This is a genomic window from Salicibibacter kimchii, assembly GCF_003336365.1.
GTDB lineage: Bacteria > Bacillota > Bacilli > Bacillales > Marinococcaceae > Salicibibacter > Salicibibacter kimchii.
Map to the genome: position 1 here is coordinate 2,856,510 of NZ_CP031092.1, position 16,803 is coordinate 2,873,312.

The 16,803-nt window shown below is 46.3% G+C and carries 16 protein-coding genes; 3 read left to right on the forward strand and 13 right to left on the reverse strand.

The genetic code is table 11. The features are described 5' to 3' along the window. Window positions 1-22: 22 nt before the first annotated feature. From DT065_RS14415 to DT065_RS14455, 9 genes are all read right to left on the reverse strand, one after another. On the reverse strand, window positions 23-1,933 hold the full coding sequence (locus DT065_RS14415; RefSeq protein WP_114374565.1) for an FtsX-like permease family protein: 1,911 nt from the start codon (window positions 1,931-1,933) through the stop codon (window positions 23-25). Continuing rightward, the gene (locus DT065_RS14420) at window positions 1,908-2,687 is read right to left on the reverse strand and encodes an ABC transporter ATP-binding protein (protein ID WP_114374566.1); all 780 of its coding nucleotides are present in this window, start codon (window positions 2,685-2,687) and stop codon (window positions 1,908-1,910) included. The genes DT065_RS14415 and DT065_RS14420 overlap by 26 nt, the downstream gene beginning before the upstream one ends. 102 nt (window positions 2,688-2,789) lie before the next feature. Next, complete coding sequence (locus DT065_RS14425; RefSeq protein WP_114374567.1) at window positions 2,790-3,854, reverse strand: sensor histidine kinase; 1,065 nt, start codon at window positions 3,852-3,854, stop codon at window positions 2,790-2,792. Further along, window positions 3,851-4,564 carry a response regulator transcription factor gene (locus DT065_RS14430; RefSeq protein WP_114374568.1) on the reverse strand — a complete coding sequence of 238 codons (714 nt, stop codon included), beginning with the start codon at window positions 4,562-4,564 and terminating at the stop codon, window positions 3,851-3,853. Before DT065_RS14430 ends, DT065_RS14425 begins: the two co-directional genes overlap by 4 nt. A gap of 538 nt (window positions 4,565-5,102) precedes the next feature. Beyond that, entirely contained in the window at window positions 5,103-5,726 is a 624-nt protein-coding gene (locus DT065_RS14435; RefSeq protein ID WP_114374569.1) for a response regulator transcription factor, read from the reverse strand. Then, complete coding sequence (locus DT065_RS14440; protein ID WP_114374571.1) at window positions 5,723-6,784, reverse strand: sensor histidine kinase; 1,062 nt, start codon at window positions 6,782-6,784, stop codon at window positions 5,723-5,725. The genes DT065_RS14435 and DT065_RS14440 overlap by 4 nt, the downstream gene beginning before the upstream one ends. A gap of 183 nt (window positions 6,785-6,967) precedes the next feature. Next, a complete protein-coding gene (locus DT065_RS14445; RefSeq protein WP_114374573.1) occupies window positions 6,968-7,654 on the reverse strand; it encodes an ABC transporter permease in 687 nt (228 codons plus the stop codon). Then, window positions 7,651-8,379 carry an ABC transporter permease gene (locus tag DT065_RS14450; protein ID WP_114374575.1) on the reverse strand — a complete coding sequence of 243 codons (729 nt, stop codon included), beginning with the start codon at window positions 8,377-8,379 and terminating at the stop codon, window positions 7,651-7,653. Before DT065_RS14450 ends, DT065_RS14445 begins: the two co-directional genes overlap by 4 nt. Then, complete coding sequence (locus tag DT065_RS14455) at window positions 8,379-9,326, reverse strand: ABC transporter ATP-binding protein (protein WP_114374577.1); 948 nt, start codon at window positions 9,324-9,326, stop codon at window positions 8,379-8,381. The genes DT065_RS14450 and DT065_RS14455 overlap by 1 nt, the downstream gene beginning before the upstream one ends. A gap of 104 nt (window positions 9,327-9,430) precedes the next feature. Between DT065_RS14455 and DT065_RS14460 the strand changes: the two genes are divergently transcribed. Both DT065_RS14460 and DT065_RS14465 read left to right on the forward strand, forming a co-directional pair. Continuing rightward, window positions 9,431-9,835 carry an LLM class flavin-dependent oxidoreductase gene (locus DT065_RS14460; protein ID WP_227002624.1) on the forward strand — a complete coding sequence of 135 codons (405 nt, stop codon included), beginning with the start codon at window positions 9,431-9,433 and terminating at the stop codon, window positions 9,833-9,835. A gap of 104 nt (window positions 9,836-9,939) precedes the next feature. Then, on the forward strand, window positions 9,940-11,346 hold the full coding sequence (locus DT065_RS14465) for an aldehyde dehydrogenase (protein ID WP_114374578.1): 1,407 nt from the start codon (window positions 9,940-9,942) through the stop codon (window positions 11,344-11,346). A gap of 95 nt (window positions 11,347-11,441) precedes the next feature. Here the strand turns inward: DT065_RS14465 and DT065_RS14470 are convergent, their stop codons facing one another. From DT065_RS14470 to DT065_RS18975, 4 genes are all read right to left on the reverse strand, one after another. Next, a complete protein-coding gene (locus DT065_RS14470) occupies window positions 11,442-11,834 on the reverse strand; it encodes an HI0074 family nucleotidyltransferase substrate-binding subunit (protein ID WP_114374580.1) in 393 nt (130 codons plus the stop codon). Next, window positions 11,789-12,127 (reverse strand): nucleotidyltransferase family protein, encoded by a 339-nt coding sequence (locus DT065_RS14475; RefSeq protein WP_114374582.1) that lies wholly within the window; start codon window positions 12,125-12,127, stop codon window positions 11,789-11,791. Before DT065_RS14475 ends, DT065_RS14470 begins: the two co-directional genes overlap by 46 nt. A 103-nt stretch (window positions 12,128-12,230) precedes the next feature. Beyond that, window positions 12,231-12,944 (reverse strand): hypothetical protein, encoded by a 714-nt coding sequence (locus DT065_RS14480; protein WP_160112568.1) that lies wholly within the window; start codon window positions 12,942-12,944, stop codon window positions 12,231-12,233. A 540-nt stretch (window positions 12,945-13,484) separates the two neighbouring features. After that, window positions 13,485-13,655, reverse strand: a complete 171-nt coding sequence (locus tag DT065_RS18975) for a hypothetical protein (RefSeq protein ID WP_160112569.1) — start codon at window positions 13,653-13,655, stop codon at window positions 13,485-13,487. A gap of 268 nt (window positions 13,656-13,923) precedes the next feature. Here DT065_RS18975 and helD point away from each other — a divergent pair, with 268 nt between their 5' ends. After that, entirely contained in the window at window positions 13,924-16,224 is a 2,301-nt protein-coding gene (gene helD, locus DT065_RS14485; RefSeq protein ID WP_114374586.1) for an RNA polymerase recycling motor HelD, read from the forward strand. Window positions 16,225-16,803: the final 579 nt, after the last annotated feature.

Here is a 16,803-nt window from a genome sequence, read left to right on the forward strand (position 1 = left end):
AAAAAAACCGATAGAATGCGTTCTATCGGAAAGCCGCTTTCAAGTAGAAGTGGCGGGTGATCAAATAATATAGGTATTGCAATACAGTGTAGATGGCAATGACCATGATGCCGCTCCAGAAAAGATTGACATCAAGAATATTCGCCAACATCGCGTAGGCAAAACTTGCATGTATCGCTCCTACGATCAAAGGAACGAAGAAAAGGAATGTAATCTTATGACCGAGGATTTTACCTGCTTCTTTACGCGTAATGCCAATCCGATTTAACGACAGCAGTTGTTTTTTCGTATCCTCCAGTTCTGTAAACAATTTCAGGTACAGCATGCTTCCCTGGACGATGAAAAAGAGAACACTGACGAACAGCCCGATAAATAATGTCAGAGAAAACCCCTGTTGTAACGCTTGGAAAGGCGGTGCCATCGTTTGGAAAAGGATGGGATCCCCCGCTTCTTCCTGCAAAGCATTCGAGACTTCGATTTCATTTTCCCAATCCACAAAGTGATACCCCAGCGAGCGGAATTTTTCATCATCGGCATATTGAGCGTTGTTAAAGTGAAGGTAACTGCTATCATTCATGACCACTTGAATTTGCCCCTGATTCGTCGGCCCGACGATCGCATCTTCCGCTGTGCCGGCGATATCCATGGTGACTTGTTCACCGTTCATGTCCATGTCTAATTGCTCGATGTTGTCAATGTCTCCCCATGTGCCAAAACCAAGTATAGGGGATGTAATAAATATTTCATCTTCTTTCAAATTCAATGGATCCAAGCCTCGATGCGAAGCAATGTCGTTGTAATTGGTTTCGGGAAAGGCGGCAGCGACGCCTTCCTCACCGGCAATGGAGACGTCCGCCGGAAGCATTTCCACATTAAACGAATAGTCAATCTCCGCATCATGGGCGGCAATGATCGCTTCGGCCCGTTCCGGTTCGAGCATCTCATTTTCGCTGGCGTCTTCTTCCAGCCACGTCACCGATGCCGGCGTCTGATCCATGACCATATCAATCATGTATTCGTTCGTGAGATAAACCGTCCCGGCCGCGGTGAGAACGACGGCTGTAATCGTTGATGTAAGAAAAAGCATCCGCGCGTAATCTTTTAAACGAAAAAGGATATTCGTGCGTGTCACCAATTGTGGGCCCTTCATCAATGAGTTTCTTTTATATAACCATTTATAGGCTGCCACCGTGCCTTGACTGAACAAAAAGTAAGAACCGGTGACGACGAAAAAAAGAATCGGGAAGATGAGTAAAAAAGAATACTCAAGGGAGGCTGTAACAGCTAAAAAGTAACCAAATCCGACGAAAAGCAAGGCGATGATTGTTAGTGTCAGGGACGCACGCGGCATAATTTTCGGTTTGCGCGCATCTTGCAAAAAGGATTGTACGGATTGATTCCGCATTTTCCAGAAGGACAATAACGTCAACGTTTGAAAAAGAATGATGAAGCCAATTCCGGTGATGACATAAGCCATCGGCACAAATTCGAAAGCGATGGGCGCCTCCGTGTCCAACATTGCGCTCATCAGCATTAAAAACAGCTTAGAAAATAACGTTCCAATTCCAAGGCCCAACACAATCGCGAGCAACGACGTGATCGTCTGCTCAAAATAAATTAGTTTTCGTAGCTGCCGCTTACTCATGCCAAACAAAGATAATAAGCCGAATTCTTTTGAACGCGATTGTAAAAAAGTGCTGTTCGAGTAAGCGATAAAAAAGACCGAGAAAATCACGATAATGACTTGTGCGGAGATCATCCCGCTGCGGACAGCGTCTCCGGCCTGGATATCGCCATACATCACGTCCGGATGCAAAATGAACTGCGCGTAAATAAAAAAGATGCTAACCGCAAACACACAACTGATAAAATAAGCGGCGTATCGCTGGGCGTTTCCGGTTAAATTTTTACGCGCGAGGTGACGGATGTTCATTGAAGTCACCTCCGAGAACCGACAACGTATCGAGGATGTTTTGGTAGAAGGTTTGCTGCCGGTCGCCTTTTCTTATTTCGGAAAAGAAATAGCCATCTTTGATGAACACGATGCGATCGCAGTAACTCGCCGCGGTTGGGTCATGTGTGACGAGCAGGATGGTTGCCGCCGCTTCCTTGTTGATCGTCGTCAGCGTATCCATGACTTGGCGGGCAGATTTGGAATCCAGGTTTCCCGTTGGCTCATCCGCGAGGATCATTTTCGGGTCATGAATGATCGCGCGAGCACAGGCGGTACGCTGTTGCTGGCCGCCGGAAATTTCGGTAATCCGTTTGTCAAGAATGTCCGTAATGCCTAACTGCTCCGCGACCCTATCCAGGCGCGCGTCCATTTTCTTTTTCGGATACTTATCGAGCGCCAGCGGGAGCAATATATTTTCCTTCACGGTTAACGTATCCAGCAAGTTGAAATCTTGAAACACAAAACCGAGCTGTTGCCGCCTGAATAGCGCGAGTTTGTTATCATTCAATGTTGATGGGTCCGTGCCGTCGACGACGATGCTTCCGGATGTTGGGGTATCGATGGTCGCGAGCATGTTGAGAAGCGTCGTTTTTCCGCTTCCGGATGGGCCCATGACGCCGGTGAATTCTCCTTTGTCGACTTGCAGGTGGAAGTTGGATAACGCTTTGTAAGAGAGTCCTTCTTTTTTTGGATAGTATGTTTTGCTAAGGGCGTTAACGTCAAGTATCGGCATGCTGGCCACTCCTTTTCATGTTTCTATTTTTAGTTTAAAAAAGAGGGCAGCAGCGTCCCATCGATTTAACTTTCAAATCCACCTTGAAATCTTACAATCTTGTCATCTTGCGTGTAACGTTCGTGACGTAAAACGGACGGTCATCGTTGTGCCTTCGTCCACCTTCGATTCGGCATATAGCGAATGACCGAGGTGATCCGCGATCATTCGGCTTAAATACAAGCCCATACCTGTCGTTTCCTTCTTTTTACGGCCGTTGTCTCCGGTGAAAAACGGCGAGAAAATATTCGGCAAATCGTGTGCGGGGACGCCGATCCCTTGGTCCTGGACCTCAACAAGTATCGCATCCCCATGTTTATGTACGACGATTGTAATGTAGTTGCCGCTCTCTTGATGGGAGTAGCGCAACGCATTCAGCAGCAGTTGGTGAAAAATAACGCGCAGCCACTTCTCGTCGCTATAAACGGTTGGGTCATCCGTTTCCACGAGAATCTCCGGATATAGTTTTCTTCTTATGAATTGCCGCTTTTCTTCGTTAACGATGTCACGCAATAGTTGAACGACGTCGACTTGATTGGCGACAAAATCGATCGCGAAATGATCGAGCCGCGCCAAATGAAGCATGAGTTCAAGACCGTGACGAAAGCGGTCATTTTCATCGTTAATGTCATCGAATAACGCCTTTGCGTCTTGATTGTCGATCTGCTGCTTCCCTTGTTGAGTCAAAAGCGAGATCACGGAGACCGGCGTTTTCATATGATGGACCCATTGATTGACGAAGGTTTGATGCCGGTGTTGCATAGCTTTGTAATGATCCAACTCTTCACGGTAACGTGCTTGGGATCGCCGGAGCATGTCGGTGAACATCGCGGATTCATGGGTGGGCATCGGCATCGCTTCCAACTCAAGGGCGGTGTCCAACGCTAATGAGTGATTTTCACCTATGCTGGCGAGTTTTTTTAAATATGGCCGTTTCCGTATGTAATCAATCACAAGTCCGGTGAGTAGAAAAAAGACAGCCAGAATCACCATGTAAGCAAACGTGTCCCAAGGTTGGGCGAGGCCCGCGAACATAAGAGCCAGAAAAGCGACGAGTATGATCACCGCTGTATTGATGAAGTAGATAAGTATAAAAACGAGCCGGTCGGCGAGGTAATGTCGGATCATCGGCGCACCTCCTCACCCCAGTTTACGTTCAGCCTATAGCCTTGTCCGCGAATGGTCTGAATGGCATTGTGAATGCCTAATTCCTGCAAGCGTTTGCGCAATCGATTGATATTGACGGACAACGTATTATCATCAACAAAATTAATTTCGTCCCAAAGCGCTTCGAGGAGCTCGTCTCGATTGACAATACGGGCGTGGTTATCGCTCAATTTTTGGAATAACGTAAATTCCTTTTTGGAAAGTTCGATGCGTTGTGCCTGATATTCCAGTTCATTTTTTTCAGGCAAAATAAAGAGGTTCGCTAGCGCTCGCGTTTGGCCTTCCATCCCCGATTCTTGGGCGTACTCTCCGTATGTTCGTCGTAAAACGCTTTTGATTTTCGCGAGCACGACATCGAGGTGAAATGGTTTCGTGATATAATCATCGCCACCATTTTCGATCGCCATCACTTGGTTCATGTCGTCTGTACGTGCCGAGATAAAAATAACCGGGACATTGGAGATGGTTCTAATTTGCCTGCACCAATAAAAACCGTCGTAGTACGGCAGGTTGATGTCCAAGAGGACGAGATCAGGCTCGATGTCTACAAATTCAGCCTTAATGGCATTCAAGCGCTGTGCTGATTGAACGTCATATCCATATTTTTGGAGATGTTCAGACAGGATATGTGCCAGTTTGTCATCATCTTCCACAATAAAAATGGAATACATTTTGCCACCTCGATTTTAATCATCTTTTTATATAATAAAAGCCGCATCGCTATGAAAGCAATACGGCTTTGGGGATAGGGTTGGTTTTTTCTTTTACCGATCCATTAGATACTATATATTTTTTGAATAGAGCATATTTATTACATTTCATGGTATAATAGGAAGAACCGATAGATCGGCTTTAATATGAGGGGTGGCGCACCTTTGTTTCTCTGTAGGAAGTCCATGTTGGATACTTCCAAAGGAGGGAGGTGTTGCCAATGGATATAGCTTCAGCATTAACCCTAATGGTGTCATTTGGCAAGCAAAGACAAAAAATAACCCCTCATGAGCTTTAGGCGGCCGCTTGTAGGGGTTATTTTCAACCTAGGGTGCCACCCTGTAGACTGACCAAGGGAAAGAACTTCTGAAACAGACCACTAGTGTATAATAACGCGCAGCCTCATCTTTATCTTCCTTAAACTGAACAATTTCCGTTTACACTCACCGAGTGGTAAATCGAAATTTCTGGGATAAGTACTAGTGCGATTCTACAGAATCAATCCTTGGCCTTATTGTCCCGTTTCCAATAGTAAATAGCAAGCTGCGTTCGATCTCGTAATTCGAGTTTATCCAGAATGACCGAGAGGGTGTTGCGCACGGTGCCGACGCTTAGAAACAGCTGATCAGCAACCTCTTTATTCGACAAGCCTTGAGCAATGGCTGCGGCTATGTCGTTTTCCCGATCGGTCAGATCATCGAGTTTGCTATTTACCTCCGGTTCCATGATTTGTTTTAAAACATCGGCATCAAGGACGGAACCGCCGGTCATTAATGCGCGAATTTGCTGTGCCATATTTTCGATGGGGGTGGATTTTAGTAAGTATCCTGCTGCCCCTGCCTGAAGGGCGAGTCGAATGTTCTGTTCATCTTTAAACGTTGTCAGCATCATGATGAGTAGCTTCGGCCATTTCGACTTGAGTTGCTTCGTGCTTTCTATCCCGTCCATGTTCGGCATGCGAATGTCCATGAGCACGACGTCCGGCAGGTCTGTGTCACATTGCTCGATTGCTTCTAGGCCGTCTGCGGCAAGACCATTGACCTCAATGTCCGATTCTTTTTCGAGTAATAGTTTGAGGCTTTGTCGAACGAGCGGATCGTCATCCACGATTAGAATCCTCACAGCTTTTCCTCCCCTTTTCCGAGCGGTAAGACACATACAACAAGGTAGCCGGAAGCGGTATCGACGGAAATGCTGCCACCGACAGCTCGGGCACGCAGTTTTAAGTTTCTCAATCCCGTTCCTTCATGGGTTCCGGCAGAAGTCGAACCATTATCCTGAACACTGAGCCGTATGATCGTGTCCGTGACATCAAGCTGAATGTCGACAAGGGTCGCATCACTGTGCCTGGCAACGTTTGTCAGTGATTCTTTCAAAACAGGTTCCAGCAGGCTCCAAAAGTGTACGGGTACGCTGCTCATGTCTCCGGATTTTTGGAAGTGGGCAGCGGTATGTTGAAATTCTTCCGTGATATGTTCGAGGATGTCCGCACCTATCCTCGTCACCGGCGTCATGTCATGAACGGTATCGCGAAGCCTTGCTGCACTTCTTGTGATCCGGAGCTTGATTTCCTGCAACATGTCATCAGCGTCTTTTCCGTCAAGGTGTTCAAACGTATCCAGCGCCAAGCTTGCCCCGGTTAGGTCATGACCGACATGATCATGAAGATCCCGGGCAATCCGGTTTCGCTCTGATACTTCTGCAAGCTGGGCAGTCTTTCGATTGGCTTCCAGCAACTCCTCCTTTATATTCTCTAATTCATAACGAGCATGTCGTTCGCGATCAGCTTCCGAGATATACAAGTCGCGCTGCTTTCTCCATTGGCTGTCGATCACTCCGAAAAACCCTGCTTGAAAAAGAAACCAAAAGAGCAAAACAGAAAACACTTCACCGATCGGAAGCAGGGCGACAATCGGAATGGTATAGATATATTTTTTGCTAGCAAAACTCTCGAATAGCGGCAGAGCAAATCCAAAAACACTGCTGCTCCAGATCGGCATAAACAGGATACAAAGACCGATATCAATAAGGATTGTCCAGGCCGGAAGCTGAAAACGCCAGCGTAGGCAGACGAGAATCGCGAGCGAGACGATAAGCAAAAAACTGACGATACTCTCGTCTTGAACGACCCATAGACTGAAGAGAAAAAGAATAGTTATGAAACGCCATATGTCTCGCATCGCGTGATCTCCTCTCGTTTCCTTTTTTTTTACTATATCATGGAAAGCCTTCGGCTAAAGCGCCGAAGGCAAATAAATGAAAGTGCCAGAATATCATGCCAAAGTGCCAGATTCCAGCTAGAAATCGCCAGAATATCACGAAAAGGTACCAGATTCCGCGCGGCGGCAAAAGAGCCAAGGTCTTTAACCGATTCGTCGAATGCTGCCGATAATTAGAAAAAGGAGCGTATAGAGCAACAGGACACCGTTGATCAACAGAAAATCTCCGATGTTCTCTCCAAGCACGACCCATTCGATCCCTTCCGCGAGCCAATATGTCGGAAAGAGAACAGCGATTTTCTCGAGAGTGTCCGGCAGCATTTCGACGGGTAAGATGAGGCCGCCGAGCATAGCCATAATCATGATAACGGCCATAAAAACGAGAAAAGATGTCTCTTTGCTACGGTAAAGCGTGTTCCAGGCAAGGGTGAACGCGATGGCCGTGAGACTGAACACGAGAAATAGCACGAGGAGCCATAAAGGTTCATACAGTTCATGCCCATACATCACCCCACCTACGATCATGAAGATGCATTGAACAATCACGATCACAGAAAAGGCGAGCAGGTTTTGAAAAAGGTATTGAAAATGGGTCACCGGTGCCGCGGACAGTCGTTTGACGACGCCTTTTTGCCGATCAGCAATTAAGAGTCCGGTGAGTCTAATGGCAACGAAAAGAATGAGCACACCGAAGAATTGATAACCGTACGGCAAAAGTGGCCAGTTGTCATTGGCCGGCAGGAAAATGGCTGCAACAGGAAACAGTGTAAGAAAAATGAGATTCGTTTTGTCTCTGAAAATGCGTTTTAGGGCAAATGTAAATATCGTCATGGCATCCGTCTCCGTCCAAGCAGTAGCATAGTAACAAAGGTGATGACAATGAGTCCGCCAAGAAGCCCCGCATTCATCCAAGCATCTCCGACATTCGTATTTCTGTAAGCGTTAATGGCCTCGTAAGCAAGTGCTATTGGATTAATGTACTCATTTACCCAATTGATCACAGCATTATCAGGCATTGGAAAAAATAAACCGGCGAGCAAAATAGCCCCGATGCCGTAAACTTCGCTTAGGCGTTCCGCGATTGTAAATTTTTTCACGGAAAATGTGAGGAGCAGGCAGACAGTGCTTGAAAGTGTCGCCATAAGTGCAATGATGAACATCGACCAAGGGATACTTCCCCAATTGACGTCCCACACAAGCGTCGTATACCCGACTAAAATAGCACCTAAAATAATCGAGTACAATATTCCGAGAAGCATGAGGGTGAATCCGTATAGGCTTGTGTTTATCGGCAGCGACTGAATACGATAACGGCGTTCGGTGAAGAAATCAAGGTAAATGTAATTCATAGCGACTGTGCCGCCAAATAATTGGAAAGCGAGCACCATCAACACGTTTGTTTCATCCACGGCTGCTACACCCAAATATTCGACATCCGCGAGTATCAGGGAAAGGAGCGTAACAAGTACGATCGGTACGACAAAAAGGAGGAGTAATACAATCCATTCACGACTGAGTCTAAGGGCAGTGAAGCGCATGGTATAAAGTTCACGCATTAATCTCCCTCCTGTCCATCACGAAGCTGTTTCCCCGTGAGCGTGAGGAACACATCTTCCAAGTCAGGCTTTTCGGCTTGAATGCCGACGACACCGCTCGTTTCTTTCACGATGGAAAGGGCGCGATCCAGGATTCCGGCACCAACGTTTGAAATGATTTGAATGGTGCTGCCATCAACGTGGACGTGCCTCACACCGTCCAAGCCTTTAAGCCGTTCGATCGGCAACGCTGTTGTGTCACTCACTTCAATGTTTATTTTTTCCTCGTGTTGAATGTTCGCGATTAGTTCGTTGACAGTGCCTTCCGTGATGATCTGACCCTGATCGACGATGACGACGCGAGAAGCAATGGCTTGGGCTTCTTCCATATAATGGGTCGTATATAAAATCGTCGTACCTTGGTCTTTGAGTTTTTTTACCGTTTCCAAAATGTGATTTCTGGATTGCGGGTCGATGCCGACCGTCGGTTCATCCATGATGAGCAGCTTTGGACGGTGCGTAAGCGCGCACGCGATGTTGAGTCTTCGTTTCATCCCGCCGGAAAACTTTTTCGGAAGTTTCCCTGCGTTTGACGACAGTCCCACAAACTCCAACGCTTCTTGGACTCTTCTTTTTCGTTCTTCGCCTTTCAGACCGTAAACACCTGCGAAAAACTCGAGGTTTTCCTTGGCGGTCAAATCTTCAAAAACGGTAAGTTCTTGCGTGACAAGGCCCATTTTTTGTTTATTTTCATTGCTGAATACTTTATTCGCACTGCCGAAGAGCTGGATGCTTCCTTTATCAAACGGAATCATGCCCAGCAGTGTATGGATCAGCGTTGTTTTCCCGGCACCGTTCGGTCCCAGCAATCCGACGATCTCTCCTTCTTGGATGGAGAGATCAATATAATCCAGCGCAAGCTCACTGCCATATCGTTTGACAATTCTTTGCATAGTCGCGATCGTCATTTGCAATCCCCTTTTCATGAGTTGATACTTGAAGTATGCCGTGATCGCGCGTGCTTTTGTAGTGACATTTGTCATTGGATGGATGTCAGTCACGGCAGGGGTTTTTGAATACGGAATTTCAGATGAGTACTTCCCCGGATCTCCTCGGCGCGCATGTGGCAGCGGCTACAAAGCATATCCGTATCGGTTCCGGAGGCATTATGCTGCCGAACCACAGCCCGCTAAAAGTAGCGGAAAATTTCTCGCTGCTGGAAGCGTTGCACCCCAATCGCATTGATTTAGGGATTGGACATGCCCTTGGAACGGATGGACTTACGGCTGTGGCATTGCGCCGCTCTCGTGAAGCGGTGACCGGCTATGATTTTTCGGAACAGCTCGATGAATTGCTTTCTTATTTTAGCGGGAGTTTCTCACCAGAACACCCCTTTAAAGACATCCGTCCATCACCATCTGATATGCTGGCCGTATCTCATCAATGTAAAAGCCATTTTTTGTACCCCTTTTTATAATTATTGACATTCTTCATCTTTTTTTAATGACGTTACTGTTTTCCAGTGAAAGCACAAGCAGGTAGAATAATAGAAAAATAAACTGTTTTTAAGGAGAGAAAGCCATGAATGTAAACCTAACCACAGTCGAAGAAGTTCAACCAGTACTCGCGGAACACCGCCAATTTTTCCTGACAGAAGCGACTCGAGATGTTTCTTTTAGAATCGAACAGTTGAAAAAATTGCAAAAAACGATTGAAGCGCATGAGGAGAAGATTTACTCGGCGCTGCAGGCGGATCTTGGAAAAAGCCCATTTGAAACGTACTTAACAGAGATCGGGATCATTTTGAATAGCATCAGCGATGCTATCAAGAACGTGAAAACATGGAGCCAGCCGAAAAAGGTCAAGACACCTACGTATATGCAGCCGTCGAAAAACTATATCGTCCATGAACCTTACGGAACAGTACTGATCATCGGACCGTTCAATTATCCGTTTCAGTTATTGATGGAACCGTTGATCGGCGCGATGGCTGCCGGAAATTGCGCCGTATTGAAGGCCTCGGAACATACCCCGGCGACCGGCCGTCTTATCAAAGGGATGCTTGCCGATATTTTCGATCCGACCTATGTTCGGGTGCTTGAAGGGGGACCGGACACGGGAAACGTTTTGATTCATTCTCGTTTTGACTATATTTTTTTCACAGGAAGCCCCAGGGTTGGAAAAATAGTGATGGAAGCGGCGTCTAAAAATCTAACGCCATTTACGCTGGAGTTAGGCGGGAAAGCGCCGGCCGTCGTTCATAAAGATGCCGATTTGAAAAAGGCGGCGGAACGGATTGCCTGGGGCAAATTTATCAATACCGGCCAAACGTGCATAGCGCCGGATTACGTCATGGTTCATGAAAAAGCCAAAAAAAGATTCATGAAACTGTTGCAAAAGAAAATCGATAAATTTTACGGCGATGATATACAAAATAACGAAGATTATGGACGTATTATTAATGAAAAACATTTTGACCGTCTGAAGGACATGCTTGACGCGGATCGTGACGCGGTGGTGTACGGTGGGGCACACGACCGAACGGATCGTTTTATCGAGCCTACGGTCCTTGATATTTCTTCGCGAAACGCAGCATCGATGAAAGAAGAGGTGTTCGGCCCAATTTTGCCTGTTCTCGCCTATTCGGATATCGACGCTGCCGTCGATGACGTGAATGCTCAACCGAAGCCGCTCGCTTTTTACTTGTTTACCGAGAATGAAAAACTACAAACAAGGATCATGGAGCGAGCCTCGTACGGCGGGGGGTGTGTCAATGACACGATTATGCACGTGGCAAATCCGCACTTGCCGTTTGGCGGTGTCGGCCCGTCCGGGATGGGTGAGTATCATGGGTATCATAGCTTTCAAACGTTCAGCAATCAGAAAGGCGTAACGAATCGAAGCACGAATGTCCGGCTCCCATTCCTGTACCCGCCCTATAAAAATAAACTGAACATCGTGAAGAAGATGCTGAAATTGGGGAATTGATCAGGTTTCGGATTGGGCCCGAAAGGGACAGATTATCGTTGAAAAATGACAGAATATATTCGAAAAGTGACAGATGATCGCTAAAAAGTGCCAGATTACACGTGGGTGAGCATGTTTTTCCACCAGGTTCTCATTAACTTTGCATAGGCGGGAATCTTTTCATAAATTTGATCTGCCAACGCTTCATTATAAGTGTGGGTGGTAAGGTTGCGGTCATCCACCATTTCCAAAGCTGCAACTGTTTCCTCTGCGCTAAGTAATGCTACTTCGCGACTGGCACGGATGATTCTTTTTGGTGAACCATGATCCAGGCCCTCAATCTCACGTAAATATTCCTTCCCTAATTTCCAGACGCTTTCAAACGTATATTCAAAGCGTTGGATAAAAGCATCCCTTTCAATAGCGGAGGGCGTTTCAATATCTTGGATTTCTTCCAATGTTTTTAATGCTTTGTCCGCAGTGGCGATTCGCTCTTGCAAACGTTCCATTGTATGCCCTCCCTAAACACTTTGTTTCTGAAGTCTTCATCGACATTTGGCAAATCGATAACGTCAATCTGGTAGGGGATCGTTGACTCTTCAAATGCTTCTCTTATGCGATATAAAAAGCCGTTGGGCAGGTTCGTGTGGTCGATCGCGATATCTATATCCGAGCTAGTATGAATGTTTCCTTTGGCCCAGGAACCGAATAAATATACCGTTACATCCTTATCGCTCAAGGTTTCTCTTAATATACTTGATACGCGAGCGAGAGTTGCTTCACGGTGATGTGCTTCTGTCATGTGATTCCCCCCTTTTAACTATCCTACCATATAGGCGGATCCATTTATCAGCCGAAACCCACGATTTATTAGCCAAAACAAGGCATATATCAGCCAATTATTCCTAACCCGCTTCAATTTGCTCCCATTTTTTCTTGGCTTTTACAATACCGAACGCAACTAAAGCGAGCGGAGTAAAAATTGTCGTGAGCACCACCCAAGGCAATAATAATTCCGTGCTGTTAAAAAAACGCATGCTCGCCAGACTGGCTGCCATCACCGTTATCCCGATAGCAATATAACGGTTCGCGACTTTTTTGACCTCGGTGGGCTGCGCCTCTTCCCATAAATTCACGGGTGGATTAAATCTAACGATCAATCGGGCCATGTATAGTAACATAAGGATGACGAATCCAATTGTAAGCAGTGAAAATATTGGGTAAGGCAAAACGTCAAGATTAAAAAGAATTTTACCAATGTGAAGCGCGGTCACGGCAATAATGATCGCGCATTTGATCCGGATGAGCATTGCATTACTGGCGTTTGCCGCTTCGATTTGTTGCGCTGACGGTGTTTCGTGATCGAAGAGGGGACGGATAGGCGGCAAAAATTTGGTCGCGTTGCAAATGAACAGGAGAATTACCATCAACCCCATCGATCCCCAAGTGCCAAAACTTTTGTGTACGATCGAGCTGACCTCGGATGTCGCCGGATTGAATTGAATCGCGACCGAATCTGGCAATAACGGATAGATGAAAGCTGTTCCGATCGCCAATAAGATAAGAAAAGGAATGAGAAAGCGGTCACTGCGGTCAAAAAAGGTGATTTTTGGCATCATACGCCCCTCCCTGATTTTTTAATCGTTTCCAATGGTTTTTGCCGCGGCAAATGCCGTAGAGCAACCTACGATTGGGACTATCTCCAACATGAGCAGCATCCAGACACCAGTAAAAGGTCCCCGGAAGAGAGCGTCAAAATAAAACCTATTCCACCGGCAAGAAATCCGAGCCCTCGTATAGCGCATAACCGTTCTTTTCACTGAGATTGACGAACAAAAAGCAAAAGTACAAAGATACGAAATAAAGCAAAGCATAGCCTTCATAACGATCATGAATGTTTCCATTTTACTGGCTTTATCGATCATTATTTTGGTTGGTTTTTAAGAATCATATAGAGTATCAATCGGCGAATGGGCAGCTGCCAATTTCATCGCGTTCATAAAGTGAAACTTCCATCAGAGGGGTTCATCCCCCTCTGATGGTTAGTTAAACCAATCGGGTAGCGCCTGTTATCTCCCGCTTACGGGGTTGAAGCGGGAGTTTTACGGGCGCATCACCGGGATAAAGAGTAACCCAACGGGGATTAGGAATAATAAAGCCTAGGCGCCGAAGCCTTTGGACAATTCATTACCAAGTTCGCCCGCTACATTCAAGTGTATGGCAAACCCCTCGGGCAAAAAAGGATAGATGGTCGCGGTCGTGATAACAGCAAGCATCCACGCCATCATTAACCAACCATCGCTTTTATCAAAAAACGAGACGTTCGACACGCTGCACCACTCTTTTCATTGCCCCGCTCAAGGTTTTTGATACGTACATGGAAACGTGATACATTAGAGGTCTGCCACCATACCGTGAAACTTCCATTCAGAGGGGTTCTCATCCCCCTCTGCTGCATAGTTAAACGAATCGGGGTGTTAGTCGCCCGTTGCCTCCCGCTTACGGGATTGAAGCGGGAGTTTTACGGGCGCTTACCATCAGAATAAATTTCTAAAAAATTCATTGTAATGATAACATAAAATAGGGATGTTTTTTTGAATGAAAGGAGCAGTTCCGGTGAGTCAGGAACATACCGATTGGGAAAAAGAGAACGAGCGGTTGCAGGCTGTGATTTCCCGTATAGAAAAGAAAAAAGAAGCGCTAAAAGGGGATAGCGATGAGCTGAAAGATGATGTCATCGAGCTTCGGCGCACGTTTTGGGATGATGTGACCGTTAATCTTGATGAGCCGGATGATGTCATTGAAACGCAGGCCAGCCTGAAGCAACGCGCCGAGTTGCTGAGCGAACGTGAACGCAGCCATGGGCTTCTCCATCAACAAAAAAAGACGTTGAATAAATTAGAAGAAACTCCTTATTTTGGCCGCATCGATTTCGCGGAAGACGGGGAGAACGAAACGGAATCGATTTATATTGGCATTGCGTCGTTAATGGATAAAAACGATGAAGAATTTCTCGTTTACGATTGGCGCGCGCCCATATCCAGCATGTATTACGACTTTGCGCCCGGGCGTGCTTATTACCCGACGTTAGACGGAGATGTTGAAGGCGACATCACCTTGAAGCGGCAATACATCGTCAAGCGCGGAAACCTCGAAGGAATGTTTGATACCGGGCTGACGATCGGCGATGAACTTTTACAATCATTGCTCGGACAGCAATCGTCTCCGCAAATGAAAAGCATTGTCGCCTCGATCCAACGGGAACAAAATCAGGTCATCCGTAACGAACGAAGCAAAATGCTCCTCGTGCGCGGGGCTGCCGGAAGCGGGAAAACATCAGCGGCGTTGCAGCGCGTGGCTTATCTTCTGTATAAACACCGTGAAAAGTTGGACGCCGGGAACATGTTATTATTTTCGCCCAATCCGCTGTTTACCCGCTATGTATCCAACGTCCTTCCGGAACTGGGGGAAGATAATCTGCAGCAGTCAACGCTCTTCCAACATTTTAAAAAACGCTTGCCGAATGACTGGGCGCTCGAAAGCCCTCATGCCCATATTGAATATTTTTTATCCGAACAGGCAGAAGCAACCCGTTCCCAGGGTTTGTCGGTGAAAACGAGTCCTCGTTTCATCGAGCAGCTTCACGATTATGTCTCATCGCTTTCTCACTCCGGTCTTATTTTTAAAGATCTTTATTTTCGCGGTGAATTATGGGTGACAAAGGCCCAGCTTCAGGACTATTTTTATCAAATGGCGTCGTCCATGTCGATCTCCGATCGTCTGGAGACGGTGGCCGAATGGTTGCTCAAAATGTTGCAGATCACCGAAAGGGAAGAAAGGCCGAAAGCATGGGTCGATGAGAAAATGGATTTGTTGGATCAAGCGACGTACAACCGGGTGTTTGAAAAGGTGACGGAGAACGAAGGGACATTCAATGATACCGTATTGCAAGAGGATTTATTGCGAAAACTCGTCGTCCGTCGTATGGTGAAGCCGCTTCGAAAGCAAATTCAAACCTTCGACGTTTTAGACGTGGAAGCGATGTATGTGCAATTTTTCCGGTGGGCGGGCTATAAAGTGATTGCCGAGGAAATTGCGTATCATTTTAAAAAGCGAGACATGCACTGGGAGGATGCCGCACCTTTTCTCTATTTTGAAGATCTGTTAAAGGGAAGGCCTGTCTACGCGGATATCCGCCATATTTTCATTGATGAGGCTCAGGACTACACGACGATTCAAATTCGTTACTTGCAACATTTGTTTCCGTCGAGCCGGCTGACATTGCTCGGCGATGCCAATCAAGCAGTGCACGCGCATACAAGCGCGGGGAACGCGCCGCTGGAGGAAGATTCGAATGAAAAAGAACAAGAAACGATCACGTTGCACCGAAGTTATCGCTCTACGCAACCGATCGTTGAATTCACGAAGCAGTTGGTTCCGAATGGGGAGCAGATTGAGGCTTTTGAGCGGCCGGGTCCGAAACCCGCGATGAAGCAGCTGGAAAATGAGAAGCAACATGATCGCTATGTGTGCGACCTGGCTAAACAGCTGGAAGAAAGAGAGATAGGCATGGCGGCGATTGTGACGAAGACGTTTGCGGAAAGTGAAGAAATATGGGAGCAGTTGACAAGGGCCGGGCGAGACGCGCAACTCATTCATGAACAGACGTCTGAATTTAAAGCGGCTTTGCTCGTCTTGCCGGTCTATCTCGCGAAAGGGATTGAATTCGACGCGGTGGTGGTTAGTGATGCGTCCGCGGCGAATTATCACCGGGAACGGGATCGTTACTTGCTTTATACGGCTTGCACACGCGCGATGCATGAATTGTATCTGTGCACGAATGGCGAACTTACCCCATTTATAACGGATAGCGTCTATGAGCATTATGTGCAAGGATAGTGGTGCGAGCAGCTTTGTGGCTGCTCGTTATTTTCTAAATCACTTTTTGCCTAATTGTAGATGATATTTTTTCAAATAAGAGGACAACAACAAGAATGAGAAGAATAATCATTAAAGCTTGATCGAAATTTCGTAATGACATAGCAGTATTTAATTCGACACCAATGCCACCTGCCCAACTAAACCCAATACAGCAGCCCCTCGTATCGATTTCTCTACTGCAAATAAGCTTGTCCCTACAAAAGATGGAAAAGCAACGGGGATAACGGAAGCGGAAACGACACCTAAATTGGATGCGCCTGTTGATTCCAATGCTTTAAGAAAATGGAATTGTTGAAAATGTTGATGAAGGTTTATTTTTATAATTATTCATAGAAAATCGTTGAAAGGCCCTTATTGCCTAACTTATAAGCTTTTTTGTTGTAAATCATTCATTAACAAATGAAAAAATTTTTTTTCAGAAATTATTAGCTATCCCTCCCCACCATCTGTTTTTCCTGCAAATATTCCCAGTATAAAAACGAACAAGGGTTTGCTATACTAGAAAAAAGAACACTCGTTTCGTGAAAAGGTGATATC

What these genes read in the sequence shown, in the direction of transcription:
- DT065_RS14425 (WP_114374567.1), bottom strand. Translation starts at nt 3,854, where the DNA reads ATGATCCGACATTACCTCGCCGACCGGCTCGTTTTTATACTTATCTAC.
- DT065_RS14455 (WP_114374577.1), bottom strand. Translation starts at nt 9,326, where the DNA reads ATGACGATCGCGACTATGCAAAGAATTGTCAAACGATATGGCAGTGAG.
- DT065_RS14475 (WP_114374582.1), bottom strand. Translation starts at nt 12,127, where the DNA reads ATGACAGAAGCACATCACCGTGAAGCAACTCTCGCTCGCGTATCAAGT.
- helD (WP_114374586.1), top strand. Translation starts at nt 13,924, where the DNA reads ATGAAAGGAGCAGTTCCGGTGAGTCAGGAACATACCGATTGGGAAAAA.
- DT065_RS14465 (WP_114374578.1), top strand. Translation starts at nt 9,940, where the DNA reads ATGAATGTAAACCTAACCACAGTCGAAGAAGTTCAACCAGTACTCGCG.
- DT065_RS14420 (WP_114374566.1), bottom strand. Translation starts at nt 2,687, where the DNA reads ATGCCGATACTTGACGTTAACGCCCTTAGCAAAACATACTATCCAAAA.
- DT065_RS14470 (WP_114374580.1), bottom strand. Translation starts at nt 11,834, where the DNA reads ATGGAACGTTTGCAAGAGCGAATCGCCACTGCGGACAAAGCATTAAAA.
- DT065_RS14415 (WP_114374565.1), bottom strand. Translation starts at nt 1,933, where the DNA reads ATGAACATCCGTCACCTCGCGCGTAAAAATTTAACCGGAAACGCCCAG.
- DT065_RS14440 (WP_114374571.1), bottom strand. Translation starts at nt 6,784, where the DNA reads ATGCGAGACATATGGCGTTTCATAACTATTCTTTTTCTCTTCAGTCTA.
- DT065_RS14480 (WP_160112568.1), bottom strand. Translation starts at nt 12,944, where the DNA reads ATGATGCCAAAAATCACCTTTTTTGACCGCAGTGACCGCTTTCTCATT.
- DT065_RS14445 (WP_114374573.1), bottom strand. Translation starts at nt 7,654, where the DNA reads ATGACGATATTTACATTTGCCCTAAAACGCATTTTCAGAGACAAAACG.
- DT065_RS14430 (WP_114374568.1), bottom strand. Translation starts at nt 4,564, where the DNA reads ATGTATTCCATTTTTATTGTGGAAGATGATGACAAACTGGCACATATC.
- DT065_RS14450 (WP_114374575.1), bottom strand. Translation starts at nt 8,379, where the DNA reads ATGCGTGAACTTTATACCATGCGCTTCACTGCCCTTAGACTCAGTCGT.